Origin of the sequence: Pantoea anthophila, from assembly GCF_006494375.1 — a bacterium.
In the GTDB taxonomy this organism is placed as follows: domain Bacteria; phylum Pseudomonadota; class Gammaproteobacteria; order Enterobacterales; family Enterobacteriaceae; genus Pantoea; species Pantoea anthophila.
This window is the reverse complement of record NZ_VHIZ01000036.1, coordinates 158,318-175,592: the sequence shown is the minus strand read 5'-3', so window position 1 is coordinate 175,592 and position 17,275 is coordinate 158,318. Positions and strand designations below refer to the sequence as shown.

General features: G+C 57.4%; 18 protein-coding genes. 14 read left to right on the top strand and 4 right to left on the bottom strand.

The genetic code is table 11. The annotated features are described in order from the left end of the window. Positions 1-19 precede the first annotated feature (19 nt). From FJW00_RS06965 to pepD, 3 genes are all read right to left on the bottom strand, one after another. On the bottom strand, positions 20-1,021 hold the full coding sequence (locus FJW00_RS06965; RefSeq protein ID WP_009091899.1) for an ABC transporter permease: 1,002 nt from the start codon (positions 1,019-1,021) through the stop codon (positions 20-22). Beyond that, positions 1,018-2,523 carry a sugar ABC transporter ATP-binding protein gene (locus tag FJW00_RS06960; protein ID WP_140923340.1) on the bottom strand — a complete coding sequence of 502 codons (1,506 nt, stop codon included), beginning with the start codon at positions 2,521-2,523 and terminating at the stop codon, positions 1,018-1,020. Before FJW00_RS06960 ends, FJW00_RS06965 begins: the two co-directional genes overlap by 4 nt. A 260-nt stretch (positions 2,524-2,783) precedes the next feature. Then, entirely contained in the window at positions 2,784-4,241 is a 1,458-nt protein-coding gene (pepD, locus tag FJW00_RS06955) for a beta-Ala-His dipeptidase (protein WP_009091896.1), read from the bottom strand. A gap of 254 nt (positions 4,242-4,495) precedes the next feature. On the opposite strand from pepD, the gene gpt reads away from it, so the two are divergent. From gpt to crl, 3 genes are all read left to right on the top strand, one after another. Continuing rightward, positions 4,496-4,954: a xanthine phosphoribosyltransferase gene (gene gpt / locus FJW00_RS06950; protein ID WP_009091894.1), complete on the top strand. Its 459-nt coding sequence runs from the start codon at positions 4,496-4,498 to the stop codon at positions 4,952-4,954. A gap of 120 nt (positions 4,955-5,074) precedes the next feature. Continuing rightward, positions 5,075-6,322, top strand: a complete 1,248-nt coding sequence (gene frsA / locus FJW00_RS06945) for an esterase FrsA (protein WP_140923339.1) — start codon at positions 5,075-5,077, stop codon at positions 6,320-6,322. Between the two features lie 100 nt (positions 6,323-6,422). Continuing rightward, a complete protein-coding gene (crl, locus tag FJW00_RS06940; protein ID WP_009091890.1) occupies positions 6,423-6,824 on the top strand; it encodes a sigma factor-binding protein Crl in 402 nt (133 codons plus the stop codon). Between the two features lie 301 nt (positions 6,825-7,125). Here the strand turns inward: crl and ompC are convergent, their stop codons facing one another. Continuing rightward, complete coding sequence (ompC, locus tag FJW00_RS06935; RefSeq protein ID WP_009091888.1) at positions 7,126-8,238, bottom strand: porin OmpC; 1,113 nt, start codon at positions 8,236-8,238, stop codon at positions 7,126-7,128. Between the two features lie 249 nt (positions 8,239-8,487). On the opposite strand from ompC, the gene proB reads away from it, so the two are divergent. The 11 genes from proB (at position 8,488) to ymcF (ending at position 17,194) form a co-directional block, all read left to right on the top strand. Next, positions 8,488-9,591 carry a glutamate 5-kinase gene (gene proB / locus FJW00_RS06930; RefSeq protein ID WP_009091886.1) on the top strand — a complete coding sequence of 368 codons (1,104 nt, stop codon included), beginning with the start codon at positions 8,488-8,490 and terminating at the stop codon, positions 9,589-9,591. A gap of 10 nt (positions 9,592-9,601) precedes the next feature. Beyond that, positions 9,602-10,855, top strand: a complete 1,254-nt coding sequence (gene proA, locus FJW00_RS06925; RefSeq protein WP_140923338.1) for a glutamate-5-semialdehyde dehydrogenase — start codon at positions 9,602-9,604, stop codon at positions 10,853-10,855. 361 nt (positions 10,856-11,216) lie between these two features. Next, positions 11,217-11,948 carry a S24 family peptidase gene (locus FJW00_RS06920; RefSeq protein ID WP_009091882.1) on the top strand — a complete coding sequence of 244 codons (732 nt, stop codon included), beginning with the start codon at positions 11,217-11,219 and terminating at the stop codon, positions 11,946-11,948. Between the two features lie 423 nt (positions 11,949-12,371). After that, positions 12,372-12,650, top strand: coding sequence for a transcriptional antitermination N peptide (locus FJW00_RS06915; protein ID WP_046101312.1), 279 nt, complete (start codon positions 12,372-12,374; stop codon positions 12,648-12,650). Positions 12,651-12,853: 203 nt separating this feature from the next. Next, entirely contained in the window at positions 12,854-13,321 is a 468-nt protein-coding gene (locus tag FJW00_RS06910) for a glycoside hydrolase family protein (protein ID WP_009091877.1), read from the top strand. Further along, positions 13,318-13,665, top strand: a complete 348-nt coding sequence (locus FJW00_RS06905) for a DUF7940 domain-containing protein (RefSeq protein ID WP_046101313.1) — start codon at positions 13,318-13,320, stop codon at positions 13,663-13,665. Before FJW00_RS06910 ends, FJW00_RS06905 begins: the two co-directional genes overlap by 4 nt. Beyond that, complete coding sequence (locus FJW00_RS06900) at positions 13,662-13,955, top strand: hypothetical protein (protein WP_140923337.1); 294 nt, start codon at positions 13,662-13,664, stop codon at positions 13,953-13,955. The genes FJW00_RS06905 and FJW00_RS06900 overlap by 4 nt, the downstream gene beginning before the upstream one ends. Positions 13,956-14,159: 204 nt before the next feature. Next, on the top strand, positions 14,160-15,914 hold the full coding sequence (locus FJW00_RS06895) for a putative phage tail protein (protein ID WP_046101314.1): 1,755 nt from the start codon (positions 14,160-14,162) through the stop codon (positions 15,912-15,914). Between the two features lie 154 nt (positions 15,915-16,068). Continuing rightward, positions 16,069-16,491 carry an Ivy family c-type lysozyme inhibitor gene (locus tag FJW00_RS06890; RefSeq protein ID WP_140923336.1) on the top strand — a complete coding sequence of 141 codons (423 nt, stop codon included), beginning with the start codon at positions 16,069-16,071 and terminating at the stop codon, positions 16,489-16,491. Positions 16,492-16,807: 316 nt separating this feature from the next. Next, complete coding sequence (gene cspE, locus FJW00_RS06885) at positions 16,808-17,020, top strand: transcription antiterminator/RNA stability regulator CspE (RefSeq protein WP_009091867.1); 213 nt, start codon at positions 16,808-16,810, stop codon at positions 17,018-17,020. 3 nt (positions 17,021-17,023) lie between these two features. After that, positions 17,024-17,194 carry a cold shock small protein YmcF gene (ymcF, locus tag FJW00_RS22545; protein ID WP_140028666.1) on the top strand — a complete coding sequence of 57 codons (171 nt, stop codon included), beginning with the start codon at positions 17,024-17,026 and terminating at the stop codon, positions 17,192-17,194. The last annotated feature ends 81 nt before the right edge of the window (positions 17,195-17,275 follow it).

Here is a 17,275-nt window from a genome sequence, read left to right as displayed (position 1 = left end):
CAACTCCGGTAGACGCGCCTCAGCGGCGCTGGATATAGGTGATCGCCAGTGCTAAAGCCAGCACCAGCCCTTTGATGATGTCCATGGCGTAGTAGGGCACAGAGAGCATGACCAGGCCGTTCTGCAGCACGCCCAGGATCACCGCGCCGACCAGCGTGCCGAGCGCATTCGGCTTGCCGGAGCCCGCCAGTGAGAAGCCTATCCACGCCGCCGCGACCGCGTCCATCAGGTAGCCGCTGCCGGCATTGACCTGAGATGAACCGATGCGCGAGGCGAGCAGAATGCCGCCCAGGCCCGCCAGCAGGGAGGCGATGACGTAAGCCAGTACCCGGTAGCGGGTGGTGCGGATGCCAGAGAGGCGCGCCGCTTCCGGATTGCCGCCCAGCGCATACATCCGGCGACCATGTTTGGTCAGGGAGAGCGCCAGCTGTGCCGCGACGGTCACCACCAGCATGATGATGACAATGGTCGGCACCTGACCGAGCAGGCCAAACGCCGCCGGAATGGTGCCTTCCGCCATATCACCGCTCGGCAGCACCATGTTCTCGGTGATCGACCCGCCAAAGCTGTAGGTCATTGCCACCCCCTGAATCACGAACAGGGTCGCCAGCGTCGCCAGCATGTCGGGGATGCGCAGGATCACAATCAGGAAGGCGTTGAACAGCCCGACCAGCGTGCAGAGCGCCAGGGTAATCAGAATCGCGGTGGTAGTGCCAAAGCCGTACCAGACAAACAGCGAAATCACCAGCGCGTTAGCCAGCGAGGCGGTCGAGCCGACCGACAGATCAAAGCCGCCGACGGTCAGGGAGATAGAGACGCCAACGGCAATGACCGTCACAATCGCAATCGAACGCAGAATGTTGATGATGTTATTGGGTTCAAGGAAGCTGTCGGAAGCCAGCCCAAAAGCGGCGATCAGGATCACCACCGTGAGCAGCATGCCCCATTTATAGAGAAAGTCGAATAGCTGGTGATGCCACGGGGTGGCGGTCAGTTTAAGATGGGTCTCTTTGCTGCTCACGCAGGGGTTCCTCCGGTGGAATAGAGCAAAAGCGTCTCTTCGGTGACGTCGTCTGCAGCCAGTTCAGCCACAATGCGTCCATCCCAGAGCACGCAAATCCGGTCGCATAAGCCGACCAGTTCAGAAAATTCACCCGACGCGTAGATAATCCCTTTCCCTTCCCGCGCCAGGCTGTCGATGAGGGTAAACAGTTCGGTTTTGGCTTTGATATCGACGCCTTTGGTCGGCTCATCGAAAATCAGCACGTCGGCGTTATTGCGCAGCCATTTGCCGATCGCCACTTTCTGCTGATTGCCGCCCGACAGGCGGCGCAGCGTCTGAGCCGGACCGGTGGTGCGCACCTGCAGCTGCCGGATAATCTGCTCGGCCCAGCGCCACGCCTGGCGATGACCAAACAGGCTCCAGCGCGAAAAGCTGTCATCCGCGCTGACGCTGAGGTTCATCGCGACCGACTCATCAATAAAGATCCCCTCTTTGCGCCGCTCCTCCGGCACCAGCGCCATGCGACGGCTGACCGAATCGTGCGGCGAGCGGGGCTGCCACGGCTGACCGTGCAGTTCACCCCGGCTGACGCGACTTTGTGTGGCGCCGAACAGGGCTTTGCAGAGTTCGGTTTTCCCCGCGCCGGCCAGGCCGGCAATGCCCAGAATCTCCCCTTTGTGCAGGCGCAGCGAGATAGCCTGCAGCCGCTGCGCATCGTGAAGTCCCTCCACCGCCATCAGCAGCGGCTGCGCCTGCTGTGGACGACGCGGCGGGAAGATGTCGGTCAGCTGATGACCCAGCATCTTCTCAACAATCTGCTCTCCGCTCAGCGCGGCCATCGGGCCGGTTTCAATCAGGCGGCCGTCGCGCAGCACCGTCAGACGGTCACAGATGGCTTTCAGTTCATGGATGCGGTGAGAGATAAAGACCACGCCGATGCCGCTGGCCTGCAGGCGACGCACCACGGCAAACAGTCGCTCACTTTCATGCTGGTCCAGCGGGGCGGTGGGTTCGTCCAGTATCAGGAAGCGGCAGTGGTGCGACAGCGCCCGCGCTAACAGAATCTGCTGCTTTTCCGCCAGCGTGCAGCGCTCCACCAGCCGGTTAACATCCAGCGGCACATCGAGCTGAGCCAGCAGCGCCCGCGCCTGACGGCGGATCTCTCCCCAGCGATAGCGGTGACCCGGCTCGGCCAGTCGGTCCAGCAGGATGTTTTCCGCCACGCTGAGCTGCGGCACCAGTGCCACATCCACTTCCTGCTGAACCAGATGAATGCCCAGCTGCTTAGCCTCGCGCGGTGTGCGAATGGAGACCGGCTGGCCATCAAGCAGGATCTCGCCGCTGTAGTGGCTGTGCGCGCCGGACAGGATCGCCATCAGCGTGGATTTGCCCGCTCCGTTCGCACCGGTGAGCGCATGAACCGAATGGCCTTCACTGCGGAAATCCACCGACGATAGCGCGGCAAACCCGCCAAAAGCGATGGAGATGTTACGCATCTCAAGGCAGTTTAACCCTGGCATGTGATGACTCTCCTGAAGAATGAGTGGCCGCATTTTTTCCTGAACCTTCAGGCGCGGCAACAGCCGAAAGCGCATAAGCTAGCACGAAATCTTATTAGCCATCCAGACATCCGGACATAATGGCGGCTATAACCAGCGAAGCGCGGGAACATGGCGGAATAGCGAGGGAAAACGAAAAGAAGGCAGCGAATTATGCTGGGGGAAAGTGGCAGGCATAAAAAAACCAGGCCGGAGCCTGGTTCATTTTTCTGACGACCGGATTACTTTTCTGGCACCACGTTCAGCAGGGTGGTCAGCAGTTTCCAGTAAAGGCCAACGCTTTCAATATGCACCTGCTCATCAGGCGAGTGCGGCCCGGTAATGGTCGGCCCAATCGACACCATATCCATGTTCGGGTAAGGCTTCTTGAACAGACCACACTCCAGACCGGCGTGGATCACCTGAATGTTCGGCGTCTTGTCGAACAGGGCGATGTAGGTCTGACGGGTCAGCGCCATGATGGCGGAGTCCGCATCCGGCTGCCAGCCAGGGTAGCCGCCTTTCGCTTTGGTCTGCGCACCGGCCAGCTGGCCCAGTGACGTCAGCATCTGCACCACATAATCGCGGCCCGTGTCGATCAGCGAGCGGATCAGGCAGTTGATCTCGGCGTGATCCTCTTCCATCGTCACCACACCGATATTCAGTGACGTTTCAACCACGCCTTTCGCCACGTCTGAATTGCGGATCACGCCGTTTGGCGTGCTGTTCAGCAGGTTCAGGAAGCGATCGCGGCTGTCAGCGCTCAGGGCGGCACCCTGATGCGCCAGCGGCTCGGTGACCAGGGCGATGTTCGGCTCTTTGATACCGTGCTCGTTCTGGATGGCGCTCAGGAACTGCGCTGCTGCTGATTTCAGCGCATCCGCTTTGTGGCTTTCAACCGCAACGGTCGCAAAGGCTTCACGCGGAATGGCGTTGCGCAGTGTGCCGCCGGTGAAGGTCAGCAGACGCAGATCCAGTTCAGCCGCGTGGGCCGCCAGGAAGCGCGCCAGCAGCTTGTTGGCGTTGCCGAGACCCATGTGAATATCGGCGCCGGAGTGACCGCCACGCAGCCCTTTCAGCGTCAGCTTCAGGGTCTGGAACTCAGCAGGCACGGCCTCACGGGTCAGCGGCAGGGAGGAGACGAAGTCGATACCGCCCGCGCAGCCCATGTAGATCTCACCTTCCTCTTCAGAGTCGGTGTTGATCAGGATTTCGGCCTGCAGCCAGTTGGGCTGAAGACCGAATGCGCCATCCATGCCGGTCTCTTCGGTCATGGTCAGCAGCACTTCCAGCGGGCCGTGCGTCAGGCTGTTGTCAGCCAGCACCGCCAGCGCCGAGGCCATACCGATGCCGTTATCGGCACCCAGCGTCGTGCCGCGCGCTTTGACCCACTCGCCATCAATCCACGGTTGAATCGGGTCTTTGGTAAAGTCATGCACGGTGTCGTTATTCTTCTGCGGCACCATGTCGAGGTGCGCCTGCAGCGCGACCGGGGTCCGGTTTTCCATGCCAGCGGTGGCGGGCTTGCGAATCAGGATGTTGCCGACCTGATCGCGCTCACACCAGAAGCCCTGCTCTTTAGCCCAGCCGGTGATGTAGCTCGCCAGCGCTTCTTCGTGAAAAGAGGGGTGAGGAATAGAGCAGATCTTAGCGAAAATATCCCACAGCGGCTGTGGAGAGAGTTGAGACAATTCAGACACGACAGGTCTCCTGTGTCAGTGTACCGGCGAGGCCGGACATCGCGAGTTTCCAGTGAAAAATCGCCGTCAGAGAATCTGACGAGCCAGGCCCGAGAATATCACTGTTTTTCACCGGGTGCGCTCCCGGACGCGCTAAAAAGCCGCAACCAGCGCGCGGGTGCTGGTTTTTAGCGCGTCAACTCCTTATAATCTCGCGCAACCTTTTCCCCGTTGCACATTTTTAAGCCACTTCGGTTGGCTGGGATTTCTATTCTATGAGCGAAAAATACGTCGTCACCTGGGACATGCTTCAGATTCATGCCCGTAAACTCGCCCAGCGTCTGCTGCCTGTTGAACAGTGGAAAGGCATCATCGCGGTGAGCCGTGGCGGTCTGGTACCGGCTTCGCTGCTGGCACGTGAACTGGGTATCCGCTATGTCGATACCGTCTGCATCTCCAGCTATGACCACGATCATCAGCGTGAAATGAAAGTGCTGAAGCGCGCAGAAGGCGACGGTGAAGGCTTCATCGTGATCGATGACCTGGTGGACACCGGCGGAACGGCGCAGGCGATTCGTGAGATGTACCCGAAAGCGCGTTTCTGCACCATTTTCGCAAAACCGGCCGGTCGCTCGCTGGTTGACGATTACATCGTCGATATCCCGCAGGATACCTGGATCGAGCAGCCGTGGGATATGGGCGTGGTCTACATCCCGCCGATTGTAAAAAGCTGATTACGCCATCCTCACGTCACAACGCCCGGTTTTCCGGGCGTTGTGCTTTCTGAGCCTCGCACCCCGAATTGCCGTACAGTACACTTAGCCATCGCCGTTTCTGTTGCAGGAGAAGTGAGAATGACGAGCAAAAACCTTAGCGAGGAGCTGTTCAAACCCCGCTTCAAACATCCTGAAACCTCTTCCCTGGTGCGTCGTCAGCATCATGCCACCCCGGATGTGCACTCCACGCTGGACGGAGAGAGCCAGCAGGGCTGGTATCGGATGTTGAATAAGCTGATGTGGACCTGGCGCGGCCTGACACCGCAGGAGATCAGCGAAGTGCTGGCCCGTATCGCCATCAGCAAGGTTGAGCATACCGATGAGACGCTGCTCGATACGGTGATCGGTTTTCGCAGCGGCAACTGGCATTTCGAGTGGTGCAGACAGGCGGGGATCTGGCAGCAGAAGGCGCTGGAATCTGGCGACGACAGTGAGTCAGGCGACTTCTGGCTGCATGCGGCGCACCTTTACAGCGTCGCCGCCTATCCCTACATAAAAGGGGATGAGCTGGCCGATCAGGCACAGACGCTGGCCAATCGCGCCTATGAAGAGGCGACGCAGCGCCTGCCCGGTGAACTGAAGACCCTGACCTTCGCCATCGCGGGCGGCAGCCCGGTCACCGGCTTTCTGCACATGCCGCCGGGCGTCGAAGCCCCTTATCCCACCGTGCTGTTCTGCGGCGCGCTCGACTCGTTACAGAGCGATCACTACCGTCTTTTCCATGATTATCTGGCGCCACGCGGCATCGCGATGCTGACCATTGATGTGCCGTCCGTGGGTAACTCGGTGAAATGGACGCTGAATCAGGACACCAGCTTCCTGCATCAGCAGGTGCTGCGTGACCTGACCAATGTGCCCTGGGTCGATCATACGCGTGTGGCGGCGTTTGGTTACCGCTTCGGTGCCAACGTGGCCGTTCGGCTGGCCTATCTTGAATCGCAGCGGCTGCGGGGCGTTGCCTGTCTGGGACCGATTGTACACGCGCTGCTGACGCAGACGGCGCTGCAGGATAAGATCCCGGATATGTACATGGACATGCTGGCGAGCCGTCTCGGCATGGCCACCGCCTCTGACAGCGCGCTGCGCACCGAACTCAATCGCTATTCGCTGAAAACTCAGGGACTGCTGGGACGTCGCACGCCCACGCCGATGCTTTCGGGCTACTGGCAAAACGACCTCTTCAGCCCGGAGGAGGAGAGCAGGCTGATCGCCCGCTCCTCATCGGACGGGAAAGCCCTGCTGATTCCGGTGAAGCCGGTGATGGCCAGTTTCGACAAAGCGCTGAATGAGATTTGCGACTGGCTGGAGAAGCGTTTAAAAAGGTAACTGGCAAAATTTTCACTGTTTGCTACAACTAGTAGCGGAATTTTTCCGGGCTGCCCGGAAATCAGGGCTGTATAGCGGTCAAAACCAATGGAGAATCAGCATGACGTTACCAAGTGGTCATCCCCGCAGTCGCCTGCTTAAGCGTTTTACCGAGCTTGGACCTTATATTCGCGATGGGAAATGTGGCGAAACCCGTTTCTTCTTCGACTGCCTGGCTGCCTGCGTTAATGTGAAACCCGCACCGGAACTGCGTGAGTTCTGGGGCTGGTGGATGGAACTGGAAGCGCAGGCTGACCACTTTACCTATGTCTACCACATCGGCCTGTTCGATAAAGAGGGTGACTGGTCGGTGGCAACCATCAAGGGCAAAGAGAACACGGCGCGCGTGGAGGAGACCTTACGTAACTTCCATACCCGTCTGAAGGCGATGCTGAAGGAGTTAGATCTGGACCTTATTCCGGCCAGCGACTTCGATGAGAAACCGGTGAAGCTGAGCGCCTGAGTCAGCGGAAAAGGGCGGCCTGACCTCGTCGTCAGCGTGCTGAGAAGCCTGAAGCAGAGTGAAACTGGCCGCGATAACGAAACCTGATGCGCAGGGAACCGGGTCAGAAAAGGAAAGCGTCCCGCGCCAGGGACGGCGCGGGCCGAGCGGCCAGGGATTGGCTTAAGCGACTTTCCGTTCTGACCCGGTTCCCTGAGCGGGCTCGATCTCACCGCAGCCTGAGTCAGATTGATTAACAACAAAAGGGCGAGTGAAAACTCGCCCTTTTTTATGCTGTGACCGGCGTGCCGCAACCGCCACATCAGAACTGGTAAGTCATCCCCACCGCGACGATGTCATCGTTGTTGAGCGACAGCGCGTTGTCATCATCCAGCTGGTTGATTTTGTAATCCACGAAGGCCGACATATTTTTGTTGAAGTAATAGGTCGCACCGACGTCGATATATTTCACCAGATCCACATCGCCGATACCGTTTTCGATATCTTTGCCTTTGGTCTGCACATAGCCAATAGACGGACGCAGGCCGAAATCGAACTGATACTGCGCCACCAGTTCGATGTTCTGCGCTTTGTTGGCTGCGCCCGCAACGGAGGCACCCGTGTTGCGGTTGGTGCCGCTGATGGGCGTCATGTTGCGGGTGTCGGTGTAGATCGCCGCCAGGTAGACGCTGTTGGCATCATACTTCACGCCTGCGCCCCAGGAGTCGGCACGGTCACCGCCGCCATAGGCGCGCGCCTGCTGCTGGTTAGTACGGTCGGAGGAGGTGATGGCACTCATCAGGCTCACGCCGCTATCACCCAGCGCATAGCCCAGTGAGGCGCCGTAACCGTCGCCGTTCTGACGGTTAATATCGGTGCGGCTGTTGGCGCTGGTGGCGTCGTTTTTGCCCTGATACTGCAGCGCAAATTTCAGTCCATCCACCAGACCAAAGAAGTTGTTATTACGGTAAGTGGCGACGCCGGTGGCGCGCTGAGTCATGAAGTTATCTGAACGGGCCGTGCCGTCACCGCCAAATTCCGGGAATACGTCGGTCCAGGCCTCAACGTCATACAGCACACCGTAGTTGCGGCCATAGTCCACCGAACCGTACTGCGAAAATTTCAGACCGGCAAAACCGAGGCGGGTTTTGTTGCCATTGTTGGCGTCGCTGCCTTCGGAGTTATTGACGTTGTACTGATATTCCCACTGACCATAACCGGTCATCAGGTCATTAATCTGTGTCTGACCTTTAAAGCCGATACGGGTATAGGACTTGTCACCATCTGCGCTGGCGTTATCGCTGAAGTAATGTTCCGCTTTCACTTTGCCGTATAGGTCCAGCTTGTTGCCATCTTTGTTATAGATTTCGGCAGCCTGCGCGGCAGAAGCCAGCATCAGCGTAGAGAGGAGCATGGCCAGTGTGCTTTTCTTCATTTGCTATCAATCCCAATGTGAGCGCCGTGTGAACGCCGTAAAAAAATGAAAGTTTTTGTAAAGCACCGACTTTTTACCCGTCCGAGATGAACTTTTTATGACGTTTTTCCTGATTTCTTGTTAACGGTGAACTTTTGGTCTACGCCCCTGTCCGCGTAATTTCGTGCTTTTCCCCCGCTGGCTGTTGGCTTCCTTATCGACTCCTGTTAAAACGTCCTTTCGTAAAAATTTTTCACTACGGCAGGAAATATGAGTGGCAGTCAGACCTTAGTGGTCAAGTTGGGTACCAGCGTTCTTACCGGCGGATCGCGCCGGTTAAATCGGGCGCACATGGTGGAACTGGTTCGGCAGTGTGCGCAGCAGCACGCCGCAGGCCACCGCATTGTGATCGTCACCTCCGGCGCAATGGCCGCCGGACGCGAACATCTGGGTTACCCCGAACTGCCGCCGACCATCGCCTCAAAGCAGCTGCTGGCTGCGGTGGGGCAGAGCCGTCTGATTCAGCTGTGGGAACAGCTTTTCTCTATCTACGGAATCCATATCGGCCAGATGCTTCTGACCCGCGCCGACATGGAAGATCGCGAACGCTTCCTCAATGCCCGCGACACGCTGCGTGCGCTGCTGGACAACCACATTGTGCCGGTCATCAACGAGAACGACGCCGTCGCCACCGCGGAAATCAAAGTGGGTGACAACGACAACCTCTCGGCGCTGGCGGCGATGCTTGGCGGAGCCGACAAGCTGCTGCTGCTGACCGATCAGCAGGGACTGTTCACCGCCGATCCGCGCAATAATCCCGACGCTGAGCTGATCAGTGATGTCCATGTGATTGATGACGCGTTACGTTCCTTAGCAGGCGGCAGCGTCTCCGGGCTGGGCACCGGCGGAATGTCAACCAAGCTTCAGGCCGCGGATGTGGCCTGTCGCGCCGGCATCGACGTCATCATCGCGTCAGGCAGCCGCACCGGCGTGATCAGCGATGTGATTGAGGGGAAACCGGTGGGCACGCGCTTCCATGCGCAGCAATCGCCGCTGGAAAACCGCAAGCGCTGGATTTTCGGGGCACCCCCGGCCGGTGAGCTGACCGTCGATGATGGTGCGCTGGCGGCCATCATCGAACGCGGCAGCTCGCTGCTGCCGAAAGGGATCCGCGCCATCCAGGGAAATTTCTCGCGCGGTGAAGTGATCCGCATTCGCAGCCTGCAGGGCAGGGACATCGCCCACGGGGTTTCACGCTACAACAGCGACGCAATGCGGATGATCGCCGGGCATCACAGCCAGCAGATCAGCGACATTCTGGGTTATGAATATGGCCCGGTGGCGGTTCACCGCGACGACATGATCGTCAGTTAAGGAGCGGACAATGCTTGAAGAGATGGGAAAAGCGGCGCGTGCCGCAGCGTATACCGTGGCCGATCTGTCGACGGCGGAAAAGAACCAGGTGCTGATGACCATTGCCGACTACCTGGAGGCGGAAAGCGCCGAGATTCTGGCGGCTAACGCGCTGGACTTAGCCGATGCGCGTCAGAATGGCATGAGCGCCGCGCTGATGGATCGGCTGACGCTCAATCCGGAGCGGCTGAGCAGCATTGCCAGCGATGTGCGCAAAGTCTGCCAGCTCGCCGATCCGGTCGGCCAGCTCATTGATGGCGGGCAGCTCGACAGCGGGTTGCGCATCGAACGTCGTCGTGTGCCGCTGGGTGTGGTGGCCGTGATTTATGAGGCGCGGCCAAACGTCACCGTGGATGTTGCCAGCCTCTGCCTGAAAACCGGTAACGCCGCGATTCTGCGCGGCGGAAAAGAGACCTGGCGCACCAATGCGGCCACCGTGCGGGTGATCCAGAAGGCGCTGCAACAGCACGGACTACCGGCGGCAATTGTTCAGGCCATTGAGAACCCCGATCGTGAACTGGTGAATCAGCTGCTGAAGCTGGATCGCTACGTCGATATGCTGATCCCGCGCGGCGGAGCTGGCCTGCACAAGCTGTGCCGGGAAAACTCCACCATTCCGGTGATCACCGGCGGCATCGGCGTCTGCCATATCTACATTGATGAGACGATGGCGATCGAACCGGCGCTTGATCTGATCGTCAACGCCAAGAAACAGCGTCCCAGCGCCTGTAACTCGCTGGAGACTCTGCTGGTGGATCAGGCTATGGCCGATCGTTTCCTGCCCGCTTTCAGCGCGCGTATGGCGCAGGAGGCGATCGCGCTGCATGCTGACAGCAACGTGCTGGCGCAGCTGCAGCAGGGGCCGGCATCGGTCTCGCTGGTCAATCCGCAGCAGTATGACGACGAGTGGCTGTCGCTGGATCTCAACGTCCGGTTAGTGGCGAATATGGATGAGGCGATTGATCACATCCGCACGCACGGCACGCAGCACTCGGATGCCATTCTGACCCGCGACACCCGCAAGGCAATGCGCTTTGTACGCCAGGTTGACTCGTCAGCCGTCTATGTCAACGCCAGCACCCGCTTCACCGATGGCGGGCAGTTCGGTCTGGGGGCTGAAGTGGCAGTGAGTACGCAGAAACTGCATGCGCGCGGTCCGATGGGATTAGAGGCGCTGACCACCTATAAATGGATAGCCTGGGGCGACGATACGCTCCGCTCATAATTGCGATAATTTTTAACAAAACGGGAGTCTTTTACAGGCTCCCGTTTTTTTTAGCGTCTCTTTTTCGGGCCAGTGAAAGATAGGATTTTCTGCGCTTCAGTTTCAATTCCGTTCCGGTCACCTTATCGCAGGCCAGATTGCTGGCTGAATTTCACGCAATTTCTTACGGAACATTCCTGAAACACAAGGCGCTATGCGGCCTGAGGCAATATTTTTTGTCCCGTCGCAGGCTGAAGCGGATAATGATAATCAGGAACGCTTGATAAAGCGGTTAGGTAGTAAACGAGCGGTAATATAAAATGAACTGGTAGCAATAATGAAAATAACATCCAGTATCTCTTCTATGGCTGATTATTAACTAATGGTTAAAAAAGAAAGTACAAAACAAGCTTTCACCGCCAGGCTGATAGCGGCCTGTGAGAGTGCCGGCATTGCCGGACATGGACGGAACAAACAGGTTGCCAGCGCCCTGCAGAAGCAGGGCTGTAAAATTTCAACGCCGGGAGTGTGGAAGTGGTTTAACGCGCAGTCAGTGCCTGATGATGGCAACTTACTGGCGCTCAGCGAGCTGCTGGGCGTCCGGGTGGAGTGGCTGCAATATGGGATGGATCAACCCGCAGAGCCGGTGACGCTGAACACGTTTGCCGCCCGGAAAAATGTGTTCCGGGTGGACAGTCTGGACATTGGTCAGCGCAGTGCGGCGGGCCTGCCCGCGCGGGACGAGTTTGTCGAAACCATCCAGGCGATTGAATATGGCCCGGATGAGGCGCGGGTGCTGTTCAACGGTCGCCCGGCGGAAAACATCCGGTTAATCGCGATTAACAGCGACTCGATGGCGGACACCTTTGCGCCGCGCGATCAGCTGTTTGTCGATATCAGCGTGCGGATGTTTGATGGCGACGGCATCTACATCTTTACCCTTGACGAGCAGCTCTACCTCAAGCGTCTGCAACTTCAGCATAAGAAAATTGCTGTGATATCAGACAATAAACGTTATGAGACCTGGTATCTCAATCATGATGACGTCACCAGCCTGAAGGTTCTGGCAAAAGTGATCATGAGCCAGGCGCGACAGTATCAAATCCTCGGCTGAGCCCGCCTTTATGGCGTTTCTCAGGCGGGCCGCAAAAAAATAATCGGCATAAATTCATAAATTTAACCAGTGGTAAATAAAAAATTAACCAACAGTGTTTGATAATGCATAAGAACCTGTTAATAATTTGGATATGGATGAACAACGCCGTTCTTTCAGGGATGAGCCGCTCTTAAACAATTGAGGCGCTGCACAAGCGCGAATCATACCACCCAAAAGTCAGTGAACTTTGGGATGGGGTGGATGCGCAAAATGCAGCGTCGTCAGATGCCGTTTATTTCCCCTTCGCTTACTTTCCACCTGGCTGCTAACGCAGCCGGGGGGCGAGCGTGCGATCGTGAATCGCGACATTCGGGCCCGTTCGGTTCGCCGAAAGCTCGCGCCTGCCACCCCATCGCCAAAGACTCATTCACAGGAGGAGTTATGGCGATAATTCACTATGGCAAAAGCGTTTTTGTGGGCAACGCACGTACTCGTCGCCATCGGCGGCGCCAACCTCTCAGCAGCCTGAAACAGAGTATCGACCAGGCCCTGAACTCTCCAGCTGAAACACCTGGCCTGCGGCGCGCAGAACAAATCTGCCAGCGTCAGGTTATCCCGCGCGTGGATCGCGCGATTACTGCACCCCGCATCATCAGCAAAGAAACTCCCGCTTTCGACAACTGCTGTCTGCCTCACGTCCATCTCTACGCCGTGAGCTGAAGCGCAAAAAAACACACCTTTTCGTTCCGGATAACGCTTTGCGTTCTCCAGCTTTCGCTGGGCGTAATCTGCTGAATTACTGTTCAGTTTTGCTGCAGGGTGAGCAGGGCATTCTGCTGCGCCGGACAGGGTAATGATCAGTGGGCGTTATGTATTTCTGTTCACAGGGCTGAATGGGTTTAACCCGCCATTGAGGAGTCGTTATGAGCCAGATAATCGCAGTACTGAACTTTGAAGAAGGGTATGTCGACGCGCCTTACCTCGACACGCTGGGGTTCCCCACGGTGGCCGGTGGCATCCGCATCGGACCCAAGGGCGCTTCGCTGAACAACTATGCGTTCCGGGTGCCACGGCGCGTCGGGGATGTCTGGAAGCAGTGCATTCTCGAAAACAAAATTCAGGAGATGCAGAGCCGGGAACTGCTGCGTAACGCGCTGGCAAAGTGCAATGACGCCCGCACCGATGTGTTGCTGAGCATGGCGTATCAGCTGGGCGTCGACGGGGTCATGCAGTTTAAAAACATGCTCAGCGCCATTGTGGCTGAGAAGTTTGATGAGGCGGCGGACGCGATGATGAACAGCCTGTGGGCCCGTCAGACACCGGGCCGGGCCAGACGTCACGCCGAGATGATGCGCAGCGGAACCTATGCGGTTTACAGGGGGTTGCTATGAGATGGCTCATGTTTCTGGTCGCCGTGCTGACGGCGATCATCATCCTGCTGCTGTTGCAGCGTTTCACCACCCTCCAGTTTGTCTCGCACGCCCGCCTGCTCTTCAGAACCTGGTCAGTCTGGCTGGCGTCGCTGGGATCGATGCTCAGCGCCTGGGCGCAATCCTTTCCTTCTGCCGCCGTTGATGCCTGGAGCGTGCTGCCGGAGGACGTCAAAACGATTCTGCCGCACAACTATCTGGGGCTGGTCGGCGCCTTCATGGTGGCGATGGGCGTCATCGCCCAGTTTGTTCGTCAGAAAAACCTGCTGAACGAGAAGCAGAAGGCCGGAGGAACGCAGCCATGACGCTGATTACAACATTACTGGGCGGCGGCTGGCGCTGGCTTGCCGCGCTGGCCGCCGTTATTGCGGCACTGGGGGCTACTTATTTTGGTGGCAGGAAAGTGGGCAAAGTGCAGCAAAAAGCGCGGAACGACGTCGATAACGCGCAACAGGAGGCGGCCCGCGTGACTGCGGTGGCGCAACAGCAACAACATAACCGCGAGGAGGCTAACCGTGTGGCGACTGATAACCACAGCCTTGATGACGCTGCTGCTCGCGACAAGCTGCAGCAGTCGAAATACCACAAACCCTGAGCCGGTGGCGATCACCGACTCTGCCTGCGTTCTTTTTTCCCCTCTTTATACCTACGGCGATGACGCGCAAAAAATGGACGTTCGTACGGTGCGCGCCATCAACACCCACAACGACATGTGGGACACCCTTTGCGGCCATCCGGCTGCGGCGAAGTAGTGCGCTGATGGTCAGCGCGATATCCCAGTAATCCTGAGGAGGATTCTATGATCGAAGTTAACTCTTTTGCTGAACTGCGTACCACAGTCCCACCAAAATCAGGTGAAGTGGCGAGCCTGAAACGTTATTACGACAAAGATTCCAGCTTCCGTGGCGGCGCTGATTTTGTCGGCTTCCTCAGCACCACCCCGCTGAAGGATGATGGGGGTACGGTGGCGGTGGGGAACGGTTTCTACTGGAAGCGCACCATCAACGATCCCACTGAAGTGAATATCCTGCACTTCGGTGCGAAAGGGGATGGTGTTACCGATGATACCGACGCCTTTATGCGGATGCTGGCATGGACACAGAGCTATAACACCTACGTGAAATCGCTGCCGGTGCGTTTTCCGGGTGGCCGCTTCCTGATTTCACCCATCGATCTCAGCGCGACGGAGACGGCGTTTTTTGGTATCCAGGGTGATGACAGCGATCTCGGATCGTCACCGCGTACCACCATCATTTCCGACAAAAGCGCCAATACGGTATTTAAAGTTAATGCGCGCCGAATCGTTATCAAAGGCATCTGCTGGCATGGACAGGCTAATGCCGGAACCGTCGACACCACTGCTAAAGTCACCGTCACGCCAGAGCAGTGCAGCAACGTTCAGCCGTTCTTTGAAAACACGATTGTGGGCGGCCAGATCGTCAATATCTACTGCTTCAAGGCGCAAAGCACCGGCGGGACCGTCTTTAAGCTGCAGGATACGCTCGACAGTAAGTTTGATCAGGTCTACAGCTCAAGCACCTTCTCACGCGTGTTTGATGTTGGCTGGTCAAACACACCGAAGGGGAACTGGGACCACTCAACTGCGATTGAGTTGTGCAACGCCAACTTCCAGTCGGGCTATGGTGACGCCACGCTCTATATGCCGCGCGTGACCCAGGGGATCATGCGCAACGTCTGGATTGAGCACACCACCAACCCGGGGGATCTGTCGGACGGCGGCTGGACCATCGATACGCTCAACATTGAAGATTGCGGCACGCCGCTCAATCTCAACAATGCGCGCGTTCTGATGCGTCATATCAACCTGCAGGCCGGGGCGAAAATCACCAATGACGTGGCCGGCAATAAGTGGCTGTCGACCTTTGAATATGGCTATCGTCGGGATGAAAACTACGGCTCCTTCCTGACCGGTTCACTGCGCGCTGGCTATTACAGCGGCTATAAAGTGGTGAACAACACCGACACCGATAACTGGTATCGGCTGGGTCAGCTCTATTTCCCGGCGCCTAACCAGCAGTGGGTGATGGAGTTAATCGGGAAAGCGGACGCCACCACGCCCTCCGGCACCGCCGGTTCGCCGGTTAACGTCGTCGGTACGGGTAAGACGCTGATCAACCTGCAGCGTCTGGAGACGGTCTGGGCCGATGCGTACCACATGGGGCAGCCGTCGGTGCTGGACATCCGCTATGGCCGGGTAGGGACTACCTATGCCGTTATCTGGGTCAAGCTGAAAGCCAACAGCGGCGAGACGATGTTCAACCTGAAGACCACCGGGCCGACCCGTTTCGACACCGGCTCCTGTTCGCTGTTCCAGTCCGACATGTCCGTGGTGACAGACGTCACCAAAGTCGGCTCCCTGAAACCCGCGGCACGCTTCGGCATGCACAACGGACTGGCGGGCATCGGGGCCAACGAAAAAGGCGTGGTTACACTCGCTACCGCAGCGGGAACACCCGCCAACAAGACCGCGCCAACGGGGTTTGTGCTGATCAATATCAACGGCGTTGACCGCAAGGTCCCTTACTACGATTGATGATCGGCATGTTTTGGGCGAGGCTCCGGCCTCGCCCTTTTTTGATCGGCCGTCAGAAACCGCAACGGCACCCCGGCGATACTGACAGCGCGCGGTAAAACCGATAAGGTCATGGTCAGCGCAGATAAAACCCAGATATGAGGAGAAAAAGAGGATGAAAAGAGGTGTTATCGCGGCGGTGCTGGCTGCCGTTCCGCTGTTCGCGAGTGCCGCGGCCCCAACCTATCTGTATGATTTTATCCAGAACAAACAGACCGGCCAGGCGTATCACAAGCTCATCGCGGCACACGCTTTTCCGGCATGGGTTAAGCAGGGCGGCACCAGTACCCCGGCCACGGAGGTCACCATTAAGGGGGTGAAGTATCAGGCGCTGTCGGGATGTAAGCCACACAACTGCCCGGCGCAGACGATTGCCATCCTCTACTCGCCGGAGAAGGGCGATATTCATGGCGTCTACTCCGATTATGATGAGAAAAGTCGGCGTCAGACGCTGACCTGGCTGAACCTCGATCCCACTGATGAGGGTGGGATGCGCAATAGCCTGCTGAGCGAGCTGAATGGCGACCTGGCACCCTGAGTCACGCTGGCAGACAGAGCAGAAGAGTGGCATGCGGGACGCATCGCTGAGACGTTTCCCCGCATGCCGGCCCGCTGAAACGGGCGGCCGCACAATTTGAGATTAATTTCAATTGCGGCTTGCGCCACCTGGTTAAGTGTGGCTTAATGAATCGTCGGTTTGATTAACAGACACTATCAAAGTAAGTAACCAAAGCAGTTCTCATCTCTAAGTTTGTCGCGAGACATCCCTTCTTTTTGAGTCTTCTCTTACGTTCTGATTAAAATCTGTTCTCAGGCCATTATGCCGGAAGGCTCGATATATTAAGGATTTAAGCATGTCTAACAAAATTCGCGGTACCGTTAAATGGTTTAACGCAGAGAAAGGCTTCGGTTTCATCTCTCCTCAGGACGGCAGCAAAGATGTATTCGTACACTTCTCTGCAATCCAGGGCACCGATTTCCGTTCATTAGACGAAGGTCAGCAAGTTGAATTCACAGTAGAAAATGGCGCCAAAGGCCCAGCTGCTGCGAACGTTGTTGGTCTCTAAGGACTGAAAATTACTTTTAAATGTCCACACTGTCATGGCTCACAGTTTCGTACATCACATTTTGATGTCACAAGAGCCAACCCGCATGGAGCGAAATGCATTTTCTGCAAATCTGTTGTTGTTCAGGTGAACACGGCAAGGATTGCGATTCAGAGCCAGCCTCGCGCACTCTGACAGGCTAGTGAGCTATATAGCGTTGTTGCATTTACAGTAATAAAAGGCTGCCTCTGGCAGCCTTTTTTGTTTCTGCTGTTG